This window comes from Rhodococcus sp. NPDC059179 (assembly GCF_042754885.1).
Taxonomy (GTDB): domain Bacteria; phylum Actinomycetota; class Actinomycetes; order Mycobacteriales; family Mycobacteriaceae; genus Rhodococcus_G.
In genome coordinates, this window is the sequence record NZ_JBHZBV010000001.1 from 839,143 (window position 1) to 862,957 (window position 23,815).

Below are 23,815 nucleotides of genomic sequence, written 5' to 3' on the forward strand. Positions count from 1 at the left end.
TGCGACGCACCGTCGATGGGCGATGGCAAGGCCGGTGGCACGTCGACGTTTTGTCGATCCGGGAGTTGGCCCGCCAACACTGGGTGTATGGGCGACGGTGAGGCAAGCCTTGGCATCCGCGGCGGCCCCCGAGACGCAAAGGCCCTGGAAATGGAGATCCGCGTCGGGCGCCTCTCCCTCCAGTGCCGACGTCGAGACAGACTCCGGACCGCCGCTGTTCCGAGCCACTTCCGGCTGAAAGACCTTGCGCTGCAAACCACCCGCAATGGGTGATAGGCATGGGCAGGATTCTCCGTAGCGTGCGTTACGGAGTAGTTCACTGTGGTCGCTTCAGTTGGAGAACGGGAGTTTTGTGATGGATCAGAACGAACCGACAACGTCGATCAAGGCAGCGCACGCGAGATTGCTGGAGTCTCTGCCGATGGCAGATGTCGACGACTTCGAGGACGTCGCTCGGGGGTTCATTGGGACGCTCGAGGATCCGGCAATCCGGAACAGCGCGGGTGAGATCGTATGGGACGCATCGACCTTCGATTTCCTGTCGGGTGACGCGCCGACCTCGGTGAATCCGAGCCTGTGGCGCCAAGGGCAGTTGGTCTCCAAGCACGGACTGTTCGAGGTTGTCGAGGGCCTGTACCAGGTCCGGGGTTTTGATCTGTCGGTGGTGTCGTTCGTCGAGACCGACACCGGCGTCATCGTCATCGACCCGCTGCTGACAGCCGAGACCGGAAAAGCCGCGCTGGGGCTCTATCGACGGCATCGCGGCGACCGGCCGATCGTGGCGGTCATTTACACGCACTGTCACATTGACCACTTCGGTGGCGTGTTCGGTGTGGTGACCCAGGAGGAAGTCGACTCCGGCCAGGTACAGATCGTCGCCCCGGAAGGGTTCCTGGAGCACGCCATCGCCGAAAACGTGTACGCCGGCACCGCGATGTCGCGGCGGTCCGCTTACATGTACGGCGCGACGCTGGCCCGAGGCCCGAAGGGCCAGGTCGGCGCTGGACTCGGTCAGAGCACGTCGACCGGCGAGCCGGGAATCCTGGTCCCGACTCTGCTGATCAAGGAGACTGGCGAGAGCCATACCTTCGACGGGGTCGAGGTCGAGTTTCAGATGGCTCCCGGCACCGAGGCGCCAGCCGAGATGCACTCCTATTTCCCCCGTTACCGGGCGCTGTGCATGGCCGAGAACGCCACCCACACCCTGCACAACCTGCTCACCCTGCGCGGCGCGGTGGTGCGTGACCCGCACGGGTGGTCGGGCTATCTCAACGAGGCCATCGACCTGTTCGGGCACAAGAGCGATGTCATGTTCGCCCCGCATCACTGGCCGAAGTGGGGCAACGAGAAAGTGGTCGGCCACCTGGCCATCCACCGGGATCTGTACGGCTACCTGCACGACCAGACCCTGCGGATGATCAACAAGGGCATGACCGGCGCCGAGATCGCCGAAGTCATCGAACTGCCGCCGGCGATCACCAAGACGTGGAGCACCCACGGCTACTACGGTTCTGTCTCCCACAACGTCAAGGCGATCTACCAGCGCTACATGGGCTGGTTCGACGGCAACCCTGCACGACTGTGGCCTCATCCACCACAGGCCTCAGCCGAGCGGCACGTCGCCGCCATCGGCGGGGTGGAACGGACTGTCGAGCTCGCGCAAGAGGCATACGAAAGCGGGGACTTCCGCTGGGCAGCGACGCTGCTGGACTATGCAGTCTTTACTGATACCACGCACGCGGGGGCGAAGTCGCTGTTTGCAGACACGCTCGAACAACTCGGCTACGGCTCGGAGAACGGTACCTGGCGCAACTTCTTCCTCTCCGGAGCAACCGAGCTGCGCGACGGCAATTTCGGCACTCCGCTGGTCGCGAACTCTTCAACGATCATGTCCGAGCTGTCACCGGAGCAGGTGTTCGACTCCATCGCGATCACCGTCGACGGGCCACGGGCATGGGATCTCGACCTCGCCCTCGACGTCACCTTCAGCGATCTCGAGCGCAGCTTCCGCGTCACCCTTTCCAACGGTGTACTCATCTATGCCGAACGAGAGCCGGACGGTTCGGCACAGCTGCACCTGACGCTGACCAAGCCGCGTCTGCTCACCCTCCTGACAGGTGACAACTCCTCTGACGGACTGTCCGTCGATGGCGACATGGCGATCCTGGAGTCCCTCACAGGTGTGCTCGACCCCGGAGACCCCGACTTCAACATCGTCGTCCCGTAGTGATGCTTGCGTAGGGGAGCGGCGGCCACAATCCGACCGCTCCCCTACGCGGGTCTGGGCGCCATAGTCCTTGATGAGTGTCTCCGTCGCGTTCCTCGCCCACGACAAGTGAGGGTCGCCTGGGTCCGATTCAAGCCGTCGTCCGGGGGCCAGTCGAGATTGACATAGCCAGGCTGGACAGGCGCGTACAAGCTCCGAAACAGGTACTCAGGGACCAGATGGTGGGTGGCCTAGTTCCGCTGCGTCTCGCGGCTCACTGGCTCACGCGAGGTTGACGATCCCTCGGATGGTGAACAGCGCGCCGAAGACGAATAGCACCGCCAAGCTCAATGCCCGGCTGTGGCGCAGCATCCAGTCTTCTAGGGCGGCCAGTCCCGCTCGAGCGCGGTCACCACCTAAAAGGAACGCTCCGACTGGGGTCACGAAATCCAGTGCTGCCGAGACCAGCAGGATGAGGGCGGCGAGAAGTGCCCCACCGGTGCCGACGGGTGAGCTGGCGATGATGCTCATGCCGGACATCATGATGAACAGGTTCGGGTACAGGACTCCGAGTGCGATGCCGATTACCAAGGCCTTTCGTGGCCCGGCTGTTTCGAGCTCACGTAGCAGTTTGGGGCACTCGTTGACCGCTCGTCGTGGGCGGGTGGAGAGCCAGATGCCCGCGGCCAGGAAGAGCACTCCGACCGCTAAACCTGCGCCGTGGGAGACCTCTGGGGCGGTCGAGTCGGGATCCGAAGCCCCACCGAGAAGCGCCGCGATCGCAATGAACAGGTACACGACGAGAAATCCCGCACCGAACGCTGCCGCATTGGCCGCTGGTCGCTGCGAGCGAAGCAAGAGGATGCATCCGAGTATCGCCCCGGGGGTGAGGATCAAGCCGATCATCTCCGGCAACAACTGCGCCACAAGCTCACCCATCGTCGCCTCCCAGATTTTGCCGGCACGTCGGTTCGTTCATCTGTCGGCCTCTAGTCAGTTCACTAGGCCGGGTGGCGCTCGCGAAAAGCAGGACGGCGAGCGCGGGATGGAAATGCTCGCCAACGTGCTTTCACGCTCCCGCCCCTTCTCGTGTCCCTGCCGGGATGGGTTCGACGGTTCTTCTCCTCACCGTAGAAACCGCGAGGCTCTGGCCGTCACACGTTGCGGGTGAGGTCGATTGTCATCGACCGCCAGCTCTCGCTGATCGTCTCCGTCATGCAGTCGGCCCCTTGCTTCGGCGTACGCGGCGATGGTCGATTCGCCGAGTGTCATGGTGGCGGGATGGAGCTCGACCGGTCGGACGATCTTGATCCGGTCGGCGGCTATTCGCCGGCGATTCGGGTTCCCATGGTGTGCACCACCTGCAGGCCCGGTCGCCAGGGGAGCAGGTCGTCGACGGCTGCCTGCAACTCGCTGATCGGCGGGAGCGCCGACGGACCGAAAACTGCGACGGTGGCGGTGTGGCCCTGCCAGCTGACATCGGTCACCTGGGCGCCGGGGACATCGGCCAACCAATTTCGACCGGCCTCCGCGATCTGCTGAGCCCACAACGACGAGAGCGTGTTGGCCGTCATCGGAATCGCGACAACGAGCAGTGCTGCGGCCAGCGTGACGTACGCGCGCCCACGCTTGCCCGACCCTCCGCCGGCTTCGGCTGCGTATCCGGCGGCAACGAACACGCCTGTTGCGGTGATGACCAGTGCCACCACGTTCGACAGGAACAGAACGAACGCACCCACCGCCATCAGATCGGCCAATCGAGGTGAGGTACGCCCGAGCACCTGGGAGTTGGACAGGACGCCGGTGGGATCGGGTATCAGCTGAGCGAACACCGCACCCATGGCGACGACCATCCCCACGCCGAGGAAGACCACCACCATGCTGCGACCCAGCAACCGCATTCGCCCGGTCGCGATTCCCAGCCCGATACCGAGGATGGGCGTAGCCAGCGGTGCGAGCATGATCCTCGACGGGCTGGGACGCACCGCCGGCCCGATCGAATTCCTCCGGGAGCCGAATACTGGGTGGCAGCAGTTCTTCTCGACCCTGGCGTGGATCGCCCTGAGTGTCGCGGGATGGATCATCCAGCGGCGTCTCTTCGCGGAGAAGCTCGGGATCGAGACCGCGAAACGTCCATGGGAACCGGGCCTGGTGTCCGACGAATCCTGAACCGGTCAACCGCCCCGGGGCCCTGGCTCGCGAGCGGATGCCTCGAACGCTGCGTCCGAAAGCCGCCAGACAGGAGCGGCAACGGCTGCGAGATTTGTTCGCATGGAACTCACGATGAAGAACAAGACAGCGGTTGTCACGGGCGGTAGCAAGGGAATTGGGCTCGCGGTCACCGCGGCTCTCGCGGCCGAGGGTGCACGGGTGGTCGTCGGATCGCGGGGCAGCACGCCGGAGCTCGACGTGCTCGTCACGGAGCGCGGGGTCACCGTGGTGCCCGTCGATCTGGCGACCGAGAACGGCCCCGCGGAGCTGATCCGAGCGGCGCAGGTGGCGCACGGCGGCATCGACATCCTGGTCAACAACGTCGGCGCCAGCGAACCGGCGGAGTCGATCGTCGACTTCACGGACGAGCAGTGGCAGCGGATCTTCGACGTCACCTTCTTCAGCGCCGTGCGGTCCGTGCGCGCCGCGATCCCGGTCATGCAGGGCGGTGGGGGAGGTGCCATCGTCAACATCGGATCACTCAACGCCCGGTTGCCCGCAGGCATGATCGCGCCCTACAGCGCGGCGAAGGCCGCCCTGAGCAACTTCGGCAAGGCCCTCTCAGAGGAGTTCGCGCCGAAGGGCATTCGGGTCAACACGATCTCGCCGGGACCGGTGCGCACCCCGCTGTGGACCGGACCGGGCGGTTTCGCCCACCTGTTCGCGGATCAGGCGGGCACGACGGTCGAGGACGTCATGAATCGGCTGCTGCCGGAGAGCATGGCGATCACCACGGGCAGGGTCAGCGAGCCGGCAGAGGTGGCGGAGCTGGTGCTGTTCCTCGCCTCCAACCGGGCCGGGAACATCACCGGCGCCGATTACGTGATCGACGGCGGGATGCTGAAGTCCGTGGCCTGAACGAACTGTGCGCGCGTCTTACCCCAATCGGGGTAAGACGCGCGCACGGGCGGCGGAGCCGCTCAGAGCTCGGCGGCGACCTTCCAGGCCGAGTGCATCGCGCCCTCGATGTAGTCGACGGAGCCCGCGTCACCCACGACCCGGACGTCGACTCCGGCGGCAGCCAGCGAGTCGGCCAGCGGCGCGGCCGCCGACACCCCGGTGGCCACCACGACCAGAGAGGCGGGCACGGTGAGGGTCTCGCCGCCGGCGGTGAACTCGACGGTCTTGCGGGTGATGCGCGTGACCGTCGCCTTGCGGTGGATGTTCACCCCCACCTGGCGGGCGTGCTTGACGGCGGTCCAGCGGCGGGGCATCGCCATCGGCACACCGAGCTGCTGGCCCTCCTCGATCAGGGTGACGCGGCTGCCGCGCTCGGCCAGGAACTCGGCGAGCTCGAGGCCGACGAGGGAGCCGCCGATCACCACGACGTTGCGGGCCATCGGCAGGAACCGGAGGAACCGGCTGCTCAGCTCGCGAATCCTGGTTGCGCTCTTGGTGATTCCGGTCAGGCCCGCCAGCTTGCCCAGGGCCCGGAACAGCGGCGACTGGTCGGAGACGTCACCGGATCCGGTCATCAGCGCGCGCATCGTGTCGCCGGTCTGCACGTGCGGCAGGTTGCCGCCGGGCACGTTCGGGCGGTCGCGCACCGCACCGGTCGCGACGACCACGGAGTCGGGTGCGAGCGCCTGGACCGACGCGGCCGTGGCCACGGTGTTCAGCCGGACCTCGACACCGAGCCGTTCGGTCTCGTTGGCCAGCCAGTCGAGGAGGCGTCCGTTGTCGGGGGTGGTGAGGCTGGAGAACCACAGGGTGCCGCCGAGGCGGTCGGACTTCTCCAGGACCGTGACGCGGTGGCCCCGCTCGGCGGCGACACGCGCGGACTCGAGACCGCCCGGGCCGGAGCCGACGACGACCACGTGCTTGCGGGCCTTGATCGCAGGGAAGGGCAGCAGGGTCTCGTTGCCGAGCGTGGGGTTGACCGCGCAGAGCGGCGTCTCGTCCCAGAAGTTCTCCTGGACGCACACGTAGCAGTTGATGCACGGGCGGACCTGCTCGGGGCGGCCCGCCCTGAGCTTGTTCACCAGTCCCGGATCGGCCAGCAGCTGACGGCCCATCGCAGCGAAATCGGTTCGGCCCTCGGCGATCATCTGCTCGCTGACCTCGGGGAGCATCCGGCCGACGGTGATGACCGGAATCGACACCGCACGCTTCACGATCGCCGCGTTGTCGGTGTAGTAGCCGACCTTGTCGGGCAGCGGGCCGTCGGTGAAGTTCGCGAAGGCGTTCAGTGCGGTGCCGGTGACGTGGATGGCGTCCGCGCCTGCCTGCTCGAACAGGGCGGCCGCGGCGGCGGCCTCGTCGGCCGTCAGGCCGTCGGACTCGCCGTATTCCTGGCCGGCCAGGCGCACGATGATCGCCAGGCCGTCGCCCACCCTCTCCTTGACCGCGCGGATCACCTCACACGCGAGCCGGGCGCGGTTCTCCAGCGACCCGCCGTACTCGTCGGTGCGCTGGTTCGCGTAGCGGCTCAGGAACCCGCCGAGGATGTAGTTGTGGGCGCAGTGGATCTCGACCGCGTCACCACCGGCGGCCAGCACCCGGCCCGCGGCGTCGGCGAACATCCCGACCAGCCAGGCGAGATCCTCCTCGGTGGCCTCGTGGTGGGTGGCCCGCTTGCCCTCCTGGATGGCGGCCATCTTCCCGAGTTCCTCGGGGGTGCAGTCGACCATCGCGCTCATGTCGCCGGGCGGCTTCGGCTTGGACGGGACCAGCTGGGGGCGGCCGTCGAGGTTGTCGATGCGGGCGACCTTGCCGTGGTGCACCATCTGCACGCAGAGCTTGCTGCCCGCGTCGTGGATCGCATCGGCGAGGGCCTTGAGGCCGGGAATGAACCGGTCCTCGGACAGGCCCGGCTCCTTGCGGCTGGTGCAGCCCGCCGGGTAGGCCACCGCGGCGCATCCGGTGATGATCATCCCGGTACCGCCTGCGGCGCGGGCGACGAAGTGGTCGATGTCGCCCTGGTGGATCTCGCCGTCCTCGCAGAGGTTCATGTCCATGGCGGGCAGGACGACCCGGTTGCTCAGCGTCATCGGCCCGATGGTGCCGGGCGCGAGCAGGTGCGGGTACGTCTGGTCTTGGGACTTCACGGATCGGAACCTAGTTCGAGCGGGCCCCGTCGGCGGGTGGGCTCCCGATCAGCGAGACCGTCCGATCACGGCAGAAAGGGGCCGCACCCGACGGGTGCGGCCCCTTTCCGTTCGGGGTGCCTGTTGGCTCAGTAGGCGCGGTTGACCGCGGAGACCACGGCACGCAGCGAGGCGGTGGTGATGGAGGTGGCGATGCCGACACCCCACACCGTCTTGGTGGCGCCGTCGCGGGTGACCGCGCACTCCACGTAGGCCGCGGCCTGCGCGTCGTCGCCCGCGGACATGGCGTGCTCGGTGTAGTCCAGCACCCGTACGTCGAAGCCGATCGTCCCGATCGCATCGACGAACGCGGCCAGCGGTCCGTTGCCGGAGCCGGTGATCTCCTGCTCCTTGCCGTCCACCTTCACCACTGCGGTGATGGCGTCGGTGCCGCCGTCCTCCTCGGACGCGGTCACCTTCTGGCGAATCCGTTCCAGCGGGTTGATCGGGACCAGGTACTCCTCGTTGAAGACGTCCCACATCTCCTTGGGGGAGACCTCGCCGCCCTCGCCGTCGGTGATCTTCTGGACGGACGAGGAGAACTCCATCTGCAGGCGGCGCGGCAGCACCAGGCCGTGGTCGGCCTTCATGATGTACGCGACGCCGCCCTTGCCGGACTGCGAGTTCACCCGGATCACGGCCTCGTAGGTGCGGCCCACGTCCTTGGGGTCGATCGGCAGGTAGGGGACCGCCCAGAGGATGTCGTCGACGTCGGCTTCCTGCGCGTCCGCCGAGATCTTCATCTGGTCGAGGCCCTTGTTGATCGCGTCCTGGTGGCTGCCGGAGAACGCGGTGTACACCAGGTCGCCGCCGTACGGGTGCCGCTCGGCGACCGGCAGCTGGTTGCAGTACTCGACGGTGCGGCGGATCTCGTCGATGCTGGAGAAGTCGATCTGCGGATCCACGCCGCGGGTGAACATGTTCAGGCCGAGGGTGACCAGGCAGACGTTGCCGGTGCGCTCGCCATTGCCGAACAGGCAGCCCTCGATGCGATCCGCCCCGGCCTGGAAGCCGAGCTCGGCGGCCGCGACACCGGTGCCGCGGTCGTTGTGCGGATGCAGCGACAGGATCACCGAGTCGCGACGGGCCAGGTTGCGGCTCATCCACTCGATGGAGTCGGCGTACACGTTCGGCGTCGCCATCTCGACGGTGGCGGGCAGGTTCAGGATGATCGGGTTCTCGGGGGTCGGCGCGATCACCTCGGTGACGGCGTCGCACACCTCCTTCGCGTACTCCAGCTCGGTGCCGGTGTACGACTCGGGGGAGTACTCGTATCGCCACTGCGTGTCCGGGAACTTCGCCGCCTCCTGCAGGCACTTGCGGGCGCCTGCGGTGGCGATCTTCTTGATCGCGTCGCGCTCGGCCTTGAACACCACCCGGCGCTGCAGGATCGAGGTGGAGTTGTAGAAGTGCACGATGACGCTGCGCGCGCCCTCGCAGGCCACGAAGGTGCGCTCGATCAGCTCGTCGCGGCACTGGGTGAGCACCTGGATGGTGACGTCGTCGGGGATCGCCCCGTCCTCGATGATCTCGCGGACGAAGTCGAAATCGGTCTGGCTGGCCGACGGGAAGCCGACCTCGATCTCCTTGTAGCCCATCCGCACCAGCAGGTCGAACATGCGGCGCTTGCGGGCCGGGCTCATCGGATCGATGAGGGCCTGGTTGCCGTCACGCAGGTCGACGGCACACCACAGCGGGGCGCGGTCGATGATCTTGTCCGGCCAGGTCCGGTCCGGGAGCGAGACCGGCTCGACCTCCTCGGCGAACGGCCGGTACCGGTAGGTGGGCATCGAGGAGTTCTTCTGCTGGTTCCAGACGGGCTGGTCGGCAGGTGCGGGCTTCGACGGCGGCGTGATGGTGCGCGATCCGGAAGTAAAAGCGTCGGCGGATGACATTGACGATTCTCCGAGATGAAGGGACTGGTGGTCCGAATGTGTCGACCGGCGCGTCTGAACCCCGCGACGGGAGGCCAGTCTGGATCAGACCCCGTCGCGGCGGTGAAGAAGGAGCGCCCGCTGCATGAGGGAGAGTCTACCTTCCCCGGCAATCCCGCTTCGATCTCACCCTTCGGGAGTGATGCCCGCCGGTCGTCGGACCGAGAGGCTGGCCCGATGGTGTCGCTGGGGTCCGCGGTCCGCGGCTGGGTGCGCGAGAGAGTCCCGGAACGCAGGTTCCTCAAGGCCGATCTCATCGCGGGGATACCCGGCGCCATCAGCAGCGTCCCGGACGGGATGGCGTCCGGGGTGCTGGCGGGGGTGAGCCCGGTGCACGGCCTGTACGCGAGCTTTGCCGGGCCGCTGTTCGGCGGCATGACCACCAGCACCAAGCTGATGGTGATCACCACCACCAGCGCCGCCGCGTTGGCCGCGGGCTCAGCCCTGGCGGAGGTCCCGGAGGCGGAGCGCTCGGGCGCGTTGATCCTGCTCACCCTGATCGCGGGCGCCGTGATGCTCGCCGCCGCGCTGCTCAAGCTCGGCCGCTACACCCGTTTCGTGTCGCACTCGGTGATGACCGGCTTCCTGACCGGGGTCGCCGTCAACATCGTGCTCGGTCAACTCGTCGACCTGACCGGGGCGACGGCGTCGGGCTCGGTCGCCGTCGCCAAGGCCTTCGACCTTGTCACCAACCCGACGCGCATCGACCTCCCGTCGCTGTCGACCGGGGTCCTGGCGCTGGTGCTGCTGGTGGTCCTCGCCCGGACCAGGCTGGCCCTGTTCAGCTCCTTGATCGCCCTGGTGGTGCCCTGCCTGATCGTGATCGTGTTCGGCCTCGACAGCGTGGCCCGGGTGGCGGACGTCGGCACGATCCCGACCGGGATCCCGCTGCCGCAGATCCCCGATCTCGGGTTGCTGTCGCCGTCGCTGATCGGTGGCGCATTCGCGGTTGCCGCAATCGTGCTGGTCCAGGGTGCCGGGGTCGCGGAGGCGTCGCCCAACCGGGATGGCTCCCGGTCGCTGCCAAACCAGGACTTCTCCGCGCAGGGCATCGGCAACATCGGGTCGGCGCTGTTCGGCGGGATGCCGGTCGGCGGGTCGGTCGGCCAGACGGCCTTGAACGACACCGCGGGCGCGCGCAGCCGCTGGGGGGCGATCTTTTCCGGCATCTGGATGCTCATCATCCTGGCGGTGTTCTCGGGGCTGGTCGGCAAGGTTCCGATGCCGACGCTGGCGGCGGTGCTGATCGTCGCGGCAGTCGGCTCCATCCGGCCTGCCCAGATCGCCTCGATCCTGCGCAGCGGACCCAGCTCGATCATCGCCCTGGTGACGACTTTCGTTGCGACACTGTTGCTCCCGGTCACCGCCGCGGTCGGCATCGGTGTCGCACTCTCGATCCTGCTGCAGCTCAACCAGGAGGCTGTCGACCTCAAGGTGGTGCGGTTGCGGCCGACCGGTGACGGGCTGCTCGAGGAGACCGACGCCCCAAAGGTGTTGGCGAGCCGGGAGATCGTCGTGCTCGACGTGTACGGCAGCCTGTTCTACGCCGGCGCGCGGACGCTGCAGGCACATCTTCCGGACCCCGGCCGCGCCGAGTCGCCCGAGGTCATCCTCAGGCTGCGCGGGCGCACCACGTTGGGCGCGACCTTCTTCAAGGTGATCGCCGACTACGCGGACCGGCTCGATCGAGTGGGCGGCCGGCTGTACCTCAGCGGACTCACCCCCGAGGCGCTCGACTACTGGGACGACGACCGCCTCGACAGTCAGGGCGTCGTCCTCGAGACGTTCCCGGCGACCCCGACCCTCGGCGAATCGACCCGCCACGCGATCGAGGAGGCCGAGCGCCGCCTGGTCCGGAAACGCTGATCGGGCTCCCACCGAACCCGTCGGTAGCTTTGTTTGGCGAAACAGAAGTGGGGGGCAGGTCCGTTCGTTAATGTGTCCGCGTCGGGCTGTGACTTGACCCGCGCAGGGGTCGTTCTGGAAGTGGGAAATACATGTCGGCTTTGAACAATGCTGTCCGCGGGTTGGGCGTCGCGGTACTCGGTACCGGACTCGCGATGGCTGGGCTGGCGGTGGTGGCGCCGACGGCGACCGCCGACACGGTCCTCGGGACGTGCACCGTGGTCTCGACCCCGAGCCCGGACCGCGTCACCGACTGCCTCGGGGCGAACCTGGCGGGCGCGAACCTGACCGGGGTGAACCTGGCGGGCGCGAACCTGTCCGGGGCGAACCTGCTCGGCGCGAACCTGTCCGGCGCGAATCTGTCCGGCGCGAACCTGAGCAGTGCGCACCTCGGCAATGCGCTCCTCGCGAACGCGGACCTCAGCGGTGCGAACCTCACGAACGCCTACCTGGTCAGCGCCAACCTGACCGACGCGAACCTGGCCGGCGCGAACATGGCCGGTGCGAATCTCTCCGGCGCCAACGTGTTCGAGGCCAAGGTCAAGGACGCGATCTCGGTGAACCTGGCCGGCGCGAACGAGAACGGAATTCCCGTCGGCGGCGGGAGCACGATGCCGAACGGCCAGCCGCTCTTCGGTTCGACAGTGACCGGCTCCACGAACATCAGTCGCGTCGGCACCGAGCCGGAGGAGACGGAAGATCCGCTGCAGCCGCTGATCGGTTCCGCCGTGACCGGCTCGACGAACATCAGCGGCGTCGGATAGCAATCCCTTCCAGCGAAACCGCACCCCGACGGGGTGCGGTTTCGCATTTGCTGGCTCAGTCCGGGAGGCGACGCATCTCGATCACCGTGAGCCCCATCGTGTCGAACCGCGCGAGCATCCCGCGTAGCTGGACGTCGCTGTCGATCGGGCCGTAGAGCGTCGTATAGGCGTGTGGGGTGGGGGACACGCTCAGCTCGGGAAAGGCGGCCAGTACGCGCTCGGACAGCTCGCCGCGTACCAGGAACTCGTAGCGGACCCGGGCGGGGTGGGGATATGCCACGGACGCGGCCTCCTCCGGAGTCGACTGGGCTGGCCTGGCTTCTCCAGTCTTCGCCCGGATACGGGTGCGCGCCTCACCCACGATTGGTGAATTGCACGGCCGTCACAGCAGACCGCGCGCCCTGGCCTCCGTGATGGCGTCCCGTCGGGTCCGCACGTCCAGCTTCCGATAGATGCCGCGCAGGTGGGTCTTGACGGTATTGACGGAGACGAACAGGTCTGCGGCGATCTGTTCGGCCGTGTGCCAGGAGGGCAGCTCGACGAGGAGCTCCATCTCGCGGGGGGTGAGCACGTCAGCCGTGCCCTGCGCGGACTGCGGGATCACCGATCTCGCGCATTCGGCAAACCGGTCGTACACGCCGAAGCGGCCGCGGTGCCGGTCCAGCAGATCCCGGAGCGGCTCGCCGCCGTCGAAGAACGGCCGCAGGATCGCGTCCGGTTCGGCGATCGTCATGGCCTCCACCAGCGCGGTCCGCGCGGCGATCGACTCGTTCCTGGTGTCCGCGATCATCGCGGCCATCAGCCAGGCCCGGATCAGCGTCACGTCTGACATGCACTCGAGCTCACCGCGCAGGACCGGGGCGAGCTCCCGGCGCGCCGCATCCAGCCGTCGGTGGTGCATCGACATCGTGGCGTGCAGCAAGGCCGCCTCGCCGCCGTGCCCGAGCTCGGTCGCCGTGAGGTCGGCGACCTGAGCGCCCCAGACCGGCTCGCCGACCTGGAGGAACGCGCGTTGCGCAGGCACGGCGGCGAGCGCGGTGGCGCCGGGCGGCAGCGGTCGATCGAGCGCGGGCGCACAATGATCGCGGATCACCCTCGCCACGGCGTGCCGATCGTCGCTGGACTCGAAGTCGAACACGGCGCCGAAGAGCACGGAGGCCCGTGCGATCGCCGGGTCGGCGCAGTCCACGAGGCGCGGGACGCACTGGCTCGCCAGCCGCTGCATCGCCTCGTCCTCAGCCCGCAGGTAGTGGCCGAGGGCACCGAACAGCTGCGCGACATGGAAGTACACATTGTCGGTGAGGTCGTGAGTGCGGCCGTAGTCCACGGCCTCGTTCACCCTGGCCGTCATCGAGGCGAACCGGCATTCGTAGGCCGCCACCGCGGACAGCGCGGCGAGGGCCTGCAGGACGAGGGCGGGCAGCTCGGCGGCGCGGGCGTTGGCCAGCGCGCTCTCGAGATGGTGGCCCGCCGGCTCGAGTCGGCCGAGATAGAGCTCGGCCATGCCCTCCTGTAGCAGCGCGAAGGAGTCGAGTTCCGGGTCGCCTGCAGCGCCGACCGGGTCGGACTGCAGCGCCTCGAGCGCGTCCTCGATGCCGCCGGTCTGAATGGCGACCTGGACCCGCAGACCGTCACCGAGTGTCTCCAGCTCGGGGGGGAGCTCCGCGCTGTCCGCGGCTGCCCGGTTCAGCGCGCTGAGCGTCGAGGAGGCGGCTGCGGTGTTGCCCCTGGAGAGTTCCGCGGCGACCCTGAGCAACCGGGTGGACGGGTCGGCGCGCACGGTCGGGGACGAGCCGTCGAGGACGTCGATGACGGCGGCGCCGCGTCCCGCCAGCACCAGCCGCAAGCCGCACTCGTGTAGCAGCGTCAGCAGGGCGTCGTCGTCGCCTGCGTGCAGTGCGTGTTCGAGTGCGTGCACGTGATCGCCGCTCTGTGCGAACCATCCGGCGGCGACCCGCTCGAGGTCGGCGACCGCGCGGCGGCCGAGCCTGCCGACCTCGGCGCGCAGGTATTCGCGCAGCAGGGGGTGATACCGGTACCAGGCGGGAGACCCGATGACCCGCTCGATGAGGAAGTTGCCGCGCTCGAGCGCGTCGAGGATGGTGAGGGCGTTCGGGTTCCCGGTGAGGGCCTCCGCCAGTTCCACGCTGAACGCATCGGGGATCGAGGTCTCGACGACGAAGCCGCGCTCGTCCTCGGTTAATCCGTCGAGCACCTCGTTGATGAGGTAGTCGGCGACCACCCTGCTGTCCCCGCTGAAGTCGTTGATCATCCCGGATGGATCTGGGTGACGGGCAAGCGAGATCGCCGCCAGCCGTATGCCCGCCGCCCAGCCCTCGGTACGGCGCCGGATCGCGCCGAGGTCGGCGGCGTCCAGCCGAACGCCGTGCTCGGCGAACAGGATTGCGGCCTCGTCCTCGGTGAACGCCAGCTCGTGTGTCGAGACGTCGCGGACCCGGCCGTCGAGGCGCAGCCGGTGCACCGCCAGCGGCGGTTCGAATCGTCCGGCGAGAACCGTGCGCAGGCTCGGCGGGGCCCAGCGGAGGAAGTCCCCCAGCTCGTCCAGGGTGTCGGGATCGCGGAGCAGGTGGGAATCGTCGAGGACCATCAGAATTGGCTCCCCGAGGGCGCCGAGGGCTTCCGCCAGTGCCGCCGGATAGCCGTCCGCGTCGACGTCCTGAACCAGACGCATTGCGTCGGTGATCCTGGCATTGCCGGTGTTCTCAAGCGCGGCCCGGGTCGCCGCGCGGAAGGCGATCCGGTGGTTGTCGTCCTCCCCGATAGTGAGCCATGCGATCGTCGGGGCGCCGGGTCGTGCGACGGCCTCGGTGGCCCAGTCCGCGAGCAGCATCGTCTTGCCGGATCCGACCGGGGCGCTGAGCATCGCCATGGTGGTGGGTGAATCCGCGGGCGAGAGCATCGCATCGGACAGTGAATCGAGGAGGCGCTGCCTGCGGATCACCGGGTGCGCGTAGGTCGGAACCCGGGCCCTCATTCGGTGTGTATCCCACTGCGTGACGGACATCTGGCTGGCCTCTTCCCCCAACGGACGATCACACCGAGGCCCGTTGCATCGGCGTTACCTCGGGCCGTAGGGGCCCGAGGTCCAGTTGAAGGAATCGTAACGGCCTGACACTCTATTCAGGTGTCGGACACATGACCAAATGGGGGCCAGTCGGTCAGATGGTGGACACCCCGGGGCGACCGACAGCTACTGCCGAACCAGCGGGGCGACCTTCGTGCCCAGCAGTTCGATGGTCCGCATCACCTTGTCGTGGGGGAGCGGGCCGACGCTCGGGTGCAGCATGAACCGTTCGATTCCGAGGGTCTCGCGCATGTCGAGGATCTTCTCCGCGACCTGTTCCGGGTTGCCGAGGATCAGCGAGCCGCCGGGGCCACGCAGGCCGTCGAAGCCCTGGGGATTCATTGGCGCCCAGCCGCGTTCCCGGCCGAGCCCGGTCATCGCGGCCGCATAGCTCGGGTAGAACTCGGACGCGGCCCGTTCCTCGGTGTCGGCGATGTACCCGTGCGCGTGCACCGCGATCGGCTGGGGTTGGTGGCCGCCCTCCGCCACCGCGCGACGGTGCAGATCCGCCAGCGGGGCGAACCGCGCGGGCCGGCCGCCGATGATCGCGAGCGCCATCGGCAGGCCCAGCAGTCCTGCCCTGGCGACGGATTCGGGGTTGCCGCCGACGCCCACCCAGATCGGGAGCGGGCGCTCGGGTCGCGGGTAGACCGCCTGCCGGTCGAGGGGCGCTCGGTGGTTTCCCGACCAGGTCACGGTCTCGGAATCGCGGATGGCCAGCAGCAGGCCGAGCTTCTCGACGAACAACTCGTCGTAGTCGGCGAGGTCGTAGCCGAACAACGGGAACGACTCCGTGAACGATCCGCGGCCGGCCATCACCTCGGCGCGGCCACCCGAGATCAGGTCGAGCGTGGCGAACTCCTCGAACACGCGAACGGGGTCGTCGGAGCTCAGCACGGTCACCGCACTCGTCAGGCGGATGGTCGAGGTTCTCGCCGCGGCGGCGGCCAGCACGACGGCGGGCGCGGACGCGACGAAGTCCGCGCGGTGGTGCTCGCCGACCCCGTACACGTCCAGGCCGACCTGCTCGGCGAGAGCGACCTCCTCCAGGAGGTTGCTCATGCGCTCCCGCGGGGACACGCTCGCGTCCCGCGGTCCGGCGCCTACCTCAGCAAACGTCGTCAAGCCGAGTTCCATCGAGCCGCCCTCCATCATGTAGTTCAAGGATCAACTATGTGGGTAACTCGACGCGTCCCGCGAAAATTCCGGCAGTACGTCAGGTCCGCGCGTCGAGCACGGCCTGCCGCGCCTCGGGCGTCACCGGGTCGACGTCGGCGGCGAAGTCGTCGTGCTTCTCGAGGAAGCCGGCGACGAACGGGCAGATGGGGACGATCCGCTTGCCCCGACTCACGGTCTCGGTGAGCGCGTCGCGGATCAACCGGCTCGCCAGTCCGCGGCCGCCGTACTGCTCCCCGATCTCGGTGTGGAAGAAGATTCGTTGGTTGTCCCGGTCGACGTACTCGGTGAATCCCGCCAGTTCCGCGCCGACGCGGACCTCGAACCGGTGCTGCGCGGGGGCGTCCAGGACCGCGGTTGCGACATCTTCTTCCGACATGTCACCACTATGCCGCAGGGATACCCTGGATGAGGTCCGACGTCGGTTCGGGCGGAGTCCGTCGACGGTGCCGCAGCGCCCAGGATCGAGGAACGATGAGCAATCTCGACCCCGCCCCCGACGAGCTGGTCTGTTCCGGCGACGGCGACCAGGCGAGCGGCCCGCGGTTGTTGGACTACCGGGATGTGCCCCTCGGTGGCCCGCGCGCGATGCCGGTGCGACGATCGCTGCCGCAACGCGCGCAGTCCTTCATCGGGGCGTGGTGCTTCCTCGATCACTATGGGCCCGATGATGTCTCAGCGAGCGGCGGCATGAAGGTCGCCGGTCATCCGCACACCGGGCTGCAGACGGTGTCCTGGTTGTTCACCGGCGAGATCGAGCACCGCGACACCACGGGGGTGCACGCGGCGGTCCGGCCGGGCGAGATCAACCTGATGACCGCGGGCTCGGGAATCGCGCACTCCGAGTACTCGACCCCCGAGACGACGGTATTGCACGGCGTCCAGTTGTGGGTGGCGCTACCGGACGAACATCGTTTCACCGCACCCGCTTTCGAGCACTACGCGCCGCCGGTCGTCGATCGCGACGGGGTGCGGATGCTGGCGTTCCTCGGCGCCCTGTTGGGGCAGGCGTCCCCGGTGAAGACGTTCAGCCGGCTGCTCGGGGCGGAGCTGACGCTGCCCGCGGGCCGGTCGCTGCAGCTCGACCTCGATGCCGGCTTCGAGCACGGAGTGCTGGTGGACACCGGTGCCGCGACGGTCGGCGGGGTCGGCGCGAAGCCGGGGCAAGTCGTGTTCCTGTCGCAGGGTGCCGCCGGGGTCGAGGTGAAGGCCTCCGGTGACGAGCAGACCCGGATCCTGCTGCTCGGCGGTGAACCGCTCGGCGAGGAGATCGTGATGTGGTGGAACTTCATCGGCCGCAGCCACGACGAGGTGGCGGGCTACCGCGACGATTGGCAGCGGGAGCGCTCGGATCGGGGTGGTGCATCGGACAGCAGGTTCGGGCCCTTCCCCTCGCAGTGGATCGACACCATTCCCGCCCCGATCCTGCCGAACGCGCGCCTCAAGCCGCGCCGTTAGTCGGGATGCCCCATGACCGTGCCGAATTGAGTTTCGAGAGGCGACCATGACCAGCGATGTGGTTCTCGTTCGACGGGACGGCCCGGTCACGACCATCAGCATCAACCGGCCGTCGGTCCGCAACGCGGTGGACCGGCCGACCGCCGAGGCGCTCGCCGCCGCCTTCCGCGACTTCGACGAAGACCAGGGAGCGGCCGTAGCTGTATTGCACGGCGAGGGCGGAACCTTCTGCGCGGGAGCGGATCTGAAGGCGATCAGCTCCGGGTCGGGCAACCGGGTCGCGCTCGACGGTGATGGCCCGATGGGTATCTCGCGGCTGCGGCTCTCCAAGCCGGTGATCGCCGCGATCGCCGGTCACGCCGTGGCCGGTGGGCTGGAACTCGCGCTGTGGGCGGACCTCCGGGTGGCGGAGGAGGGGGCTGTCCTCGGGGTCTTCTGCAGGCGTTGGGGTGTGCCGCTCATCGACGGCGGCACCGTGCGGCTGCCGCGCCTGATCGGCACGAGCCACGCGATGGACCTGGTCCTGACGGGAAGGCCGGTCGACGCGGACGAGGCGCACCGCATCGGGCTGGTGAACCGGAAGGTCCCCGCGGGCGAAGCGGTCGCGGCCGCCCAGCGGCTCGCCGCGGACCTGGCGGCATTCCCGCAGACCTGCATGCGTCAGGACCGGCTCTCCGTCCTCGAGCAGGAGGGGCTGACGGAGGATCAGGCGATGCTCGCCGAGCTGCGGCATGGCGCGATCTCCCTGGCCGACGGCACCTTCGAGGGCGCGACGCGATTCGCGGAAGGCGCCGGGCGGCACGGTGCCTTCGGCTGATGGCCACGGGCCGCTGCCCGCGTCGTGGCGGGCGGGGGCCACCCACTCGGGAATAGATACGAGACGGTAGCGTATCTATAGTCCGGTCGGGCATGGGCCCGCCGATGTAAACGGAGGTCACCGTGTCATCGCCGTCGAAGTCCGGCCGTCCGCGCGACGCGGACCGGGACCGGGCGCTCCTCGTCGCCACACAGGAACTGCTGGCGGAGATCGGATACGACAGGTTGTCCATCGATGCTGTCGCGGCCCGGTGCGGGGCAGGCAAGGCGACCGTCTACCGGCGGTGGGCGGGCAAGCCGGAACTGGTTGCCGACGCGGTCGCGCTGCTCCACGAGGTCGCCGAGGCACCCGACACAGGCGACCTCCGCACCGACCTGGTCCTGATGGCGAAATCCTGGCTCAACCCGAACTTCCGGCGCGACGCGGTCGCGGGCGGTCTGCTCACCGCGATGGTGCACGACCGTGGGCTGCGGGACGCGGTCAATCAGGCCATCTCGGTGCCGCACAGGGAGGTCTTCGCCACGGTGGTCGCGAGGGCGGTCGAACGGGGGGAGGTGCCCGGCGATCGTGACATCGATCTGATCGGCACCGCGTTGCCCGCGATCACCTTCCATCGGCTTGCGGTCATGGCGGCGCCGGTCGACCTGGCCTTCATCGAACGGGTCGTCGACGGCGTCGTCGTGCCCGCACTGACATCGGGCGGCTCGTCGCCGACTGGCGGGACAACGTCCCGCTGAGGGGGACAGGCGCGGGTTTTCGCGTCCGGAAGGGACTTTCATGCACAACGTGATCACGCACGGTGAGGGTCGCGGTGAGGTCATCGGTGACCAGTCGGCCGAGTCCTACCCCTGGATCAAGGGCCGGACCGGGTGCTCTCGCCTGCGGGGCGACGGCGCCCCCGCTCAGTTCGTCCGCTTCGTCCTCGTCGGCGGGTCGAGCAACCTCCTGTACGCGCTGGTGTTCTTCCTCCTCCATTCCCAGGGCACGTTCGCGGCCAACGTGGCGGGTGTGGTGGTCAGTACCGCCCTGGCGAACGAGCTCCATCGCCGGCTCACCTTCCACGCGTCCGCACGGGTGCACTGGTTCCCGGCGCAGTGGGAGGGCGGCGGACTCGCGCTCGTCGGCCTGGTGCTCAGCACCGTGTCGCTTGCCCTGCTCGACTTCTGGCTGCCGTCGGCCGGGGGCGCCGTGCAGGCCGTCCTGGTGGTCGTCGTCAGTGCCCTCGTCGGCGTGTTCCGGTTTCTCGCCCTGCGTGGGTGGGTGTTCTCGAAGAACTAGCAGGTCGTGTTGCCTGCGGATTCAGCGCGGCGCGTCCCGGGTGGCGTCGAACGCCTGCGGCAGCGTGTCGCCGGAATTGAGCGCCAGCAACAGCTGGTGCAGGTCGTCGCGGCCGGGGGAATCGAGGTCGGCGAGGGCCTCCTCGTTGAGCGAGGCCAGCAGCCGGTCGGACTCGGCGGCGGTGTCCCTGCCCTCATCGGTGATCGCGATCAGGAAGCGCCTGCGGTCTTTCGGATCGCGGGTCCGAGTGGCCAGACCCAGCCTCTCCAGGTGATCGATGGAGGAGACCATCGTCGTGGCGTCGATGCGCAGTTGGTTCCCGAGCACGAGCTGCGAGCGAGCGCCCGCTTCGGCGAGTGCCTGCAGGATCAGGTAGTGCCGTGTTCGCAATCCGAGGCCGGCGAGACGGTCCTCGCTGAGGCGGAACATCACCTGCCCGAGCTTCATCAGTAGGCAACCCGTGTGACGGGCCGCGGCGTCGGGGACCAAGGGCTCGGTCACGAGTCGGCACCTCCGTTCCAAACAGTGGGGGCGGGAAGTGCCGATCATATGGCGGCCGCGCCCCCGCCCTGTGTTCGGCATCCAGTAGGGTCCGCGACAGAAATCATTCGCAGTACCGATTATTTCCACACCGAGGGAGTTTGCATGGCCACCGAGTTCGTTCAGTCCATCGATCTGACCGGCAAGACCGTGTTCGTGGCCGGTGGGACCAGCGGAATCAACCTCGGTATCGCCGAGGACTTCGCCCGGGCAGGCGCCCGGGTCGCGGTCATGAGCCGCAGGCAGGAGAAGGTCGACGCCGCGGTCGAGCGGCTCACCGCGCTCGGCGCCGAGGCCATGGGCGGCAGCGCCGACGTCCGGGATTTCGCCGCGACCGAGGCCGTGCTCAAGGACGCCCACGACCGGTTCGGCGACTTCGACGTGATGGTCTCGGGTGCGGCTGGCAACTTTCCCGCCGCGGCGCTGGGGCTCTCGGCCAACGGGTTCAAGTCGGTCGTCGACATCGACCTGCTCGGTACCTTCAACGTCTTGCGCGCGTCGTACCCGTTCCTGCGCAAGCCCGGCGCATCGGTCATCAACATCTCCGCGCCGCAGTCCGTGCTCCCGACCGTGACGCAGGCGCATGTGTGCGCGGCCAAGGCGGGCGTCGACATGCTCACCAAGGTGCTGGCCCTGGAGTGGGGTCCGGCCGGGGTCCGGGTCAACGGCGTGATCCCGGGCCCGATCGACGGGACCGAGGGGATGGCGCGGCTCGCGCCGACCGACGAGGACCGGGCCCTCGTCACGAACAGCGTTCCGCTGCGCCGGTACGGGACCCCGCGCGATGTCGCGAATGTGTGCCGGTTCCTGGCGTCTCCGCTCGCCGACTACGTGTCGGGCGTGGTCCTGGCCACCGACGGAGGGTGGGCGCTCGGCGGCGCGTCCTCGGCGATGGGGGTCATCGGTCAGCCGCTGCTCGACGCCGTCGACTCCGAGGGCTGATCGCACCGCATCACCGACAGCGGCGGTGCCCCCGGAATCCGGAGGCACCGCCGACGGGTCAGGTCAGTCGCGGGACATCGCGGCCGCAAGGTGGCTCTCGACGTCGACGTATGCGTCGTCGGCGATGTCGAAGACCACCTTCACGATCTCGCCGCCGCGGAACTCGAAGCGCGGCTCCGGGTACGCGCTGGACACGGGGTCGGCGCTGTCGTACCCGATGCACAGTCCCTCACCACAGAGTGAGAAGTGGCCGAGGACGGTCCGGATCTTCTGCTCGCCGACCTGCTGGTCATCGATGTACAGCTTCAGCGGCCCCAGGCCCTCCCGGTTCGGGCCCATGCCCTCCTTCGTGAACTCCACGCCGATGATGTGCTTGCCCGACGTCGGGACCGGCGCGGAGATGCGGTCCTCCGGCGGGATGCCGAGGAAGTTGTACGCGTACGTGACCGTGCCGCCGGAGATGAACAGCGAATGGCCGCCGAAACGCGAACCCTGCGCGAAGATCACGCCCTGCGAGTCCGGTGTCAGGTCGACCTCCGCGAGGATCTTGTACGAGACGCCGTGCACGTTCGCCGACGACCGCTCGGGCACCTCACTGGTGCCCGGGTAGTAGACGAACTGCCCACTCGGCGGCACCGGCTGGTGGAACTCCATGCCGAGGAAGGTCTCATAGTCCTTGGCGTTGCCGATGATCTGGAGATCGTTGAGCGGCAGGACGTTGTTCGCCTCGGCCTCCTCCATCCACAGCGCCGTGAGCTCCTCGATCCTGTCCGGGTGCTCGGCGGCCAGGTCGTGTGCCTCGGCGCGGTCGACGTCGGTGTGGAACAGCTGCCACTGGTCCTTGTCGAAGTTGCTCATGCCGCTCACCGGTCCGTGCACCGACACCGCCTTCCAGCCGTTGTGCCAGATTCCGCGGCTGCCGAACATCTCGTAGTACTGCGTCTCCTTGGTGGTGGGACCGTCGGCGGGCGCATCGAACGAGTACTTCATCGAGACACCCGACAGCGGGGTCTGCTCCACCCCGTTGTAGGTGTCGGGGAACTGGACGCCGCACGCCTCGAGGATCGTCGGCACGATGTCGGTCGAGTGGTGGTATTGGTGGCGGATCTCGCCCTTGGCTTTGAACCCGGCCGGCCAGTGGATGACGAGCGGGTCGCAGACGCCGCCCTGGTAGGTGTAACGCTTGAACATCTTGTACGGCGCGGAGAAGGCGGCCGCCCAGCCCGTCGGGTAGTGGTTGTATGTGTCCGGGCTGCCGAGTTGGTCGACCATCGTGAGGTTCTGCGCCTCGTCGTCGGGGTAGCCGCCGAAGATCTTGCCCTCGTTCACCGAGCCGTTCGGGCTGCCCTCACCGGAGGCGCCGTTGTCGGCGCAGTAGATGATCAGCGTGTTGTCGAGCTGTCCCGACTCCTCGAGGTAGTCGACGATCCGGCCGACCTGAGCGTCGGTGTACTCCGAGAATCCGGCGAACACCTCGGCCATCCGGCTGAACATCCGCTTCTCTTCGTCGTTCAGCTCGCCCCACGGCCGTACCTCATCGGTGGGGGAGAACGTGCCCTCGGGCATCGGGTTCAGCGGGGTCAGGTGGGTGTCCTCAGGGAGGATGCCCTTCTCGATCATGCGGGCGACGACCCATTCGCGGTAGGCCTCGTAGCCGTCGTCGAACATGCCCTTGTACTTGTCGATATATTCCTGCGGCGCGTGGTGTGGGGCATGGTTGGCGCCGGGGCAGAACCACAGGTACCAGGGCTTCTCCGGCTCGGTCTGCTTGACGTTGCGGATCATCTTCAGCGCCTGGTCGGCGAGATCCTTGGAGAGGTGGTAGCCGTCCTCGGGTAGGTACGGCTGGTCGATGTAGTGGTTGTCCTCGGCGAGGGACGGGTACCAGTTGTTGGTCTCGCCGCCGATGAAACCGTAGAAGCGGTCATAGCCCTGCGCGAGCGGCCAGTTCTTCTTCGACGCCCCCGCGGTCCACTCGTCGATCGGGACGTTGTGGTTCTTGCCCACCCAGAACGTCGACCAGCCGGCGTCGCGCAGCACGTTCGCCATCGTCGCGTTCGACGGCGGGATGTGCGAGTTGTAGCCGGGGAAACCGGTGGAGGACTCGGAGATCGACGCGAAGCCGTTGAGGTGATGGTTGCGTCCGGTGAGGAAAGTCGACCGGGTGGGGGAGCACAGCGCGGTGGTGTGCCACTGCGAGTAGGTCAGGCCGTTCTGCGCGAGCCGGTCCATCGTCGGCATGTTGATCCGCCCGCCGTACGGCGACCAGGATGCCTGGCCGGTGTCGTCGTACAGCACGACCAGCACGTTCGGTGCGCCCTTCGGGGCCTTGTCCGGGAGGAAGGCGTCCCAGTCCGACACCGAGTCGCGCACGTCGAGCTTGATGGTTCCCTTGAACTCCTTGGTCACGATC

At 68.1% G+C, this 23,815-nt stretch carries 20 protein-coding genes; 10 read left to right on the forward strand and 10 right to left on the reverse strand.

The window, feature by feature from the left end:
• Nucleotides 1-355: 355 nt before the first annotated feature.
• Complete coding sequence (locus tag ACFXMV_RS03890; RefSeq protein ID WP_378498126.1) at nucleotides 356-2,227, forward strand: alkyl/aryl-sulfatase; 1,872 nt, start codon at nucleotides 356-358, stop codon at nucleotides 2,225-2,227.
• 261 nt (nucleotides 2,228-2,488) lie between these two features.
• On the opposite strand, the gene ACFXMV_RS03895 is transcribed toward ACFXMV_RS03890, so the two are convergent.
• Both ACFXMV_RS03895 and ACFXMV_RS03900 read right to left on the reverse strand, forming a co-directional pair.
• Complete coding sequence (locus ACFXMV_RS03895; RefSeq protein ID WP_378498127.1) at nucleotides 2,489-3,145, reverse strand: GAP family protein; 657 nt, start codon at nucleotides 3,143-3,145, stop codon at nucleotides 2,489-2,491.
• A 383-nt stretch (nucleotides 3,146-3,528) separates the two neighbouring features.
• Nucleotides 3,529-4,167, reverse strand: coding sequence for a DUF389 domain-containing protein (locus tag ACFXMV_RS03900; RefSeq protein WP_378498128.1), 639 nt, complete (start codon nucleotides 4,165-4,167; stop codon nucleotides 3,529-3,531).
• Between ACFXMV_RS03900 and ACFXMV_RS03905 the strand changes: the two genes are divergently transcribed.
• Nucleotides 4,166-4,375, forward strand: coding sequence for a hypothetical protein (locus tag ACFXMV_RS03905; RefSeq protein WP_378498129.1), 210 nt, complete (start codon nucleotides 4,166-4,168; stop codon nucleotides 4,373-4,375). The genes ACFXMV_RS03900 and ACFXMV_RS03905 overlap by 2 nt on opposite strands.
• Nucleotides 4,376-4,477: 102 nt before the next feature.
• Entirely contained in the window at nucleotides 4,478-5,275 is a 798-nt protein-coding gene (locus ACFXMV_RS03910) for an oxidoreductase (RefSeq protein ID WP_378498130.1), read from the forward strand.
• A 62-nt stretch (nucleotides 5,276-5,337) separates the two neighbouring features.
• Here the strand turns inward: ACFXMV_RS03910 and ACFXMV_RS03915 are convergent, their stop codons facing one another.
• A complete protein-coding gene (locus ACFXMV_RS03915) occupies nucleotides 5,338-7,464 on the reverse strand; it encodes an FAD-dependent oxidoreductase (RefSeq protein ID WP_378498131.1) in 2,127 nt (708 codons plus the stop codon).
• A gap of 128 nt (nucleotides 7,465-7,592) precedes the next feature.
• Nucleotides 7,593-9,398 (reverse strand): 2-isopropylmalate synthase, encoded by a 1,806-nt coding sequence (gene leuA / locus ACFXMV_RS03920; protein ID WP_378498132.1) that lies wholly within the window; start codon nucleotides 9,396-9,398, stop codon nucleotides 7,593-7,595.
• A 216-nt stretch (nucleotides 9,399-9,614) separates the two neighbouring features.
• Here leuA and ACFXMV_RS03925 point away from each other — a divergent pair, with 216 nt between their 5' ends.
• Together ACFXMV_RS03925 and ACFXMV_RS03930 are read left to right on the forward strand one after the other, a co-directional pair.
• Nucleotides 9,615-11,303 carry a SulP family inorganic anion transporter gene (locus tag ACFXMV_RS03925; protein WP_378498133.1) on the forward strand — a complete coding sequence of 563 codons (1,689 nt, stop codon included), beginning with the start codon at nucleotides 9,615-9,617 and terminating at the stop codon, nucleotides 11,301-11,303.
• 131 nt (nucleotides 11,304-11,434) lie between these two features.
• A complete protein-coding gene (locus ACFXMV_RS03930; RefSeq protein WP_378498134.1) occupies nucleotides 11,435-12,106 on the forward strand; it encodes a pentapeptide repeat-containing protein in 672 nt (223 codons plus the stop codon).
• A 55-nt stretch (nucleotides 12,107-12,161) separates the two neighbouring features.
• Here ACFXMV_RS03930 and ACFXMV_RS03935 read toward each other — a convergent pair whose 3' ends face one another.
• From ACFXMV_RS03935 to ACFXMV_RS03950, 4 genes are all read right to left on the reverse strand, one after another.
• Nucleotides 12,162-12,386 (reverse strand): hypothetical protein, encoded by a 225-nt coding sequence (locus tag ACFXMV_RS03935; RefSeq protein WP_378498135.1) that lies wholly within the window; start codon nucleotides 12,384-12,386, stop codon nucleotides 12,162-12,164.
• 102 nt (nucleotides 12,387-12,488) lie between these two features.
• Nucleotides 12,489-15,101 (reverse strand): LuxR C-terminal-related transcriptional regulator, encoded by a 2,613-nt coding sequence (locus tag ACFXMV_RS03940; RefSeq protein ID WP_378503628.1) that lies wholly within the window; start codon nucleotides 15,099-15,101, stop codon nucleotides 12,489-12,491.
• A gap of 216 nt (nucleotides 15,102-15,317) precedes the next feature.
• A complete protein-coding gene (locus tag ACFXMV_RS03945; RefSeq protein WP_378498154.1) occupies nucleotides 15,318-16,328 on the reverse strand; it encodes an LLM class flavin-dependent oxidoreductase in 1,011 nt (336 codons plus the stop codon).
• 79 nt (nucleotides 16,329-16,407) lie between these two features.
• Nucleotides 16,408-16,746, reverse strand: coding sequence for a GNAT family N-acetyltransferase (locus ACFXMV_RS03950; RefSeq protein ID WP_378503629.1), 339 nt, complete (start codon nucleotides 16,744-16,746; stop codon nucleotides 16,408-16,410).
• 95 nt (nucleotides 16,747-16,841) lie between these two features.
• Between ACFXMV_RS03950 and ACFXMV_RS03955 the strand changes: the two genes are divergently transcribed.
• The 4 genes from ACFXMV_RS03955 to ACFXMV_RS03970 all read left to right on the forward strand — a co-directional run bounded on the left by ACFXMV_RS03955 (nucleotide 16,842) and on the right by ACFXMV_RS03970 (nucleotide 19,920).
• On the forward strand, nucleotides 16,842-17,825 hold the full coding sequence (locus tag ACFXMV_RS03955) for a pirin family protein (RefSeq protein ID WP_378498139.1): 984 nt from the start codon (nucleotides 16,842-16,844) through the stop codon (nucleotides 17,823-17,825).
• A gap of 46 nt (nucleotides 17,826-17,871) precedes the next feature.
• Nucleotides 17,872-18,642, forward strand: coding sequence for a crotonase/enoyl-CoA hydratase family protein (locus ACFXMV_RS03960; protein ID WP_378498140.1), 771 nt, complete (start codon nucleotides 17,872-17,874; stop codon nucleotides 18,640-18,642).
• 122 nt (nucleotides 18,643-18,764) lie between these two features.
• A complete protein-coding gene (locus ACFXMV_RS03965; protein ID WP_378498141.1) occupies nucleotides 18,765-19,379 on the forward strand; it encodes a TetR/AcrR family transcriptional regulator in 615 nt (204 codons plus the stop codon).
• Between the two features lie 40 nt (nucleotides 19,380-19,419).
• Complete coding sequence (locus tag ACFXMV_RS03970; protein ID WP_378498142.1) at nucleotides 19,420-19,920, forward strand: GtrA family protein; 501 nt, start codon at nucleotides 19,420-19,422, stop codon at nucleotides 19,918-19,920.
• Between the two features lie 21 nt (nucleotides 19,921-19,941).
• On the opposite strand, the gene ACFXMV_RS03975 is transcribed toward ACFXMV_RS03970, so the two are convergent.
• Nucleotides 19,942-20,421, reverse strand: coding sequence for a MarR family winged helix-turn-helix transcriptional regulator (locus tag ACFXMV_RS03975; RefSeq protein ID WP_378498143.1), 480 nt, complete (start codon nucleotides 20,419-20,421; stop codon nucleotides 19,942-19,944).
• A 144-nt stretch (nucleotides 20,422-20,565) separates the two neighbouring features.
• On the opposite strand from ACFXMV_RS03975, the gene ACFXMV_RS03980 reads away from it, so the two are divergent.
• On the forward strand, nucleotides 20,566-21,402 hold the full coding sequence (locus ACFXMV_RS03980; RefSeq protein ID WP_378498144.1) for an SDR family oxidoreductase: 837 nt from the start codon (nucleotides 20,566-20,568) through the stop codon (nucleotides 21,400-21,402).
• Between the two features lie 63 nt (nucleotides 21,403-21,465).
• On the opposite strand, the gene ACFXMV_RS03985 is transcribed toward ACFXMV_RS03980, so the two are convergent.
• The gene (locus tag ACFXMV_RS03985) at nucleotides 21,466-23,811 is read right to left on the reverse strand and encodes an arylsulfatase (protein WP_378498145.1); all 2,346 of its coding nucleotides are present in this window, start codon (nucleotides 23,809-23,811) and stop codon (nucleotides 21,466-21,468) included.
• Nucleotides 23,812-23,815 lie beyond the last annotated feature (4 nt).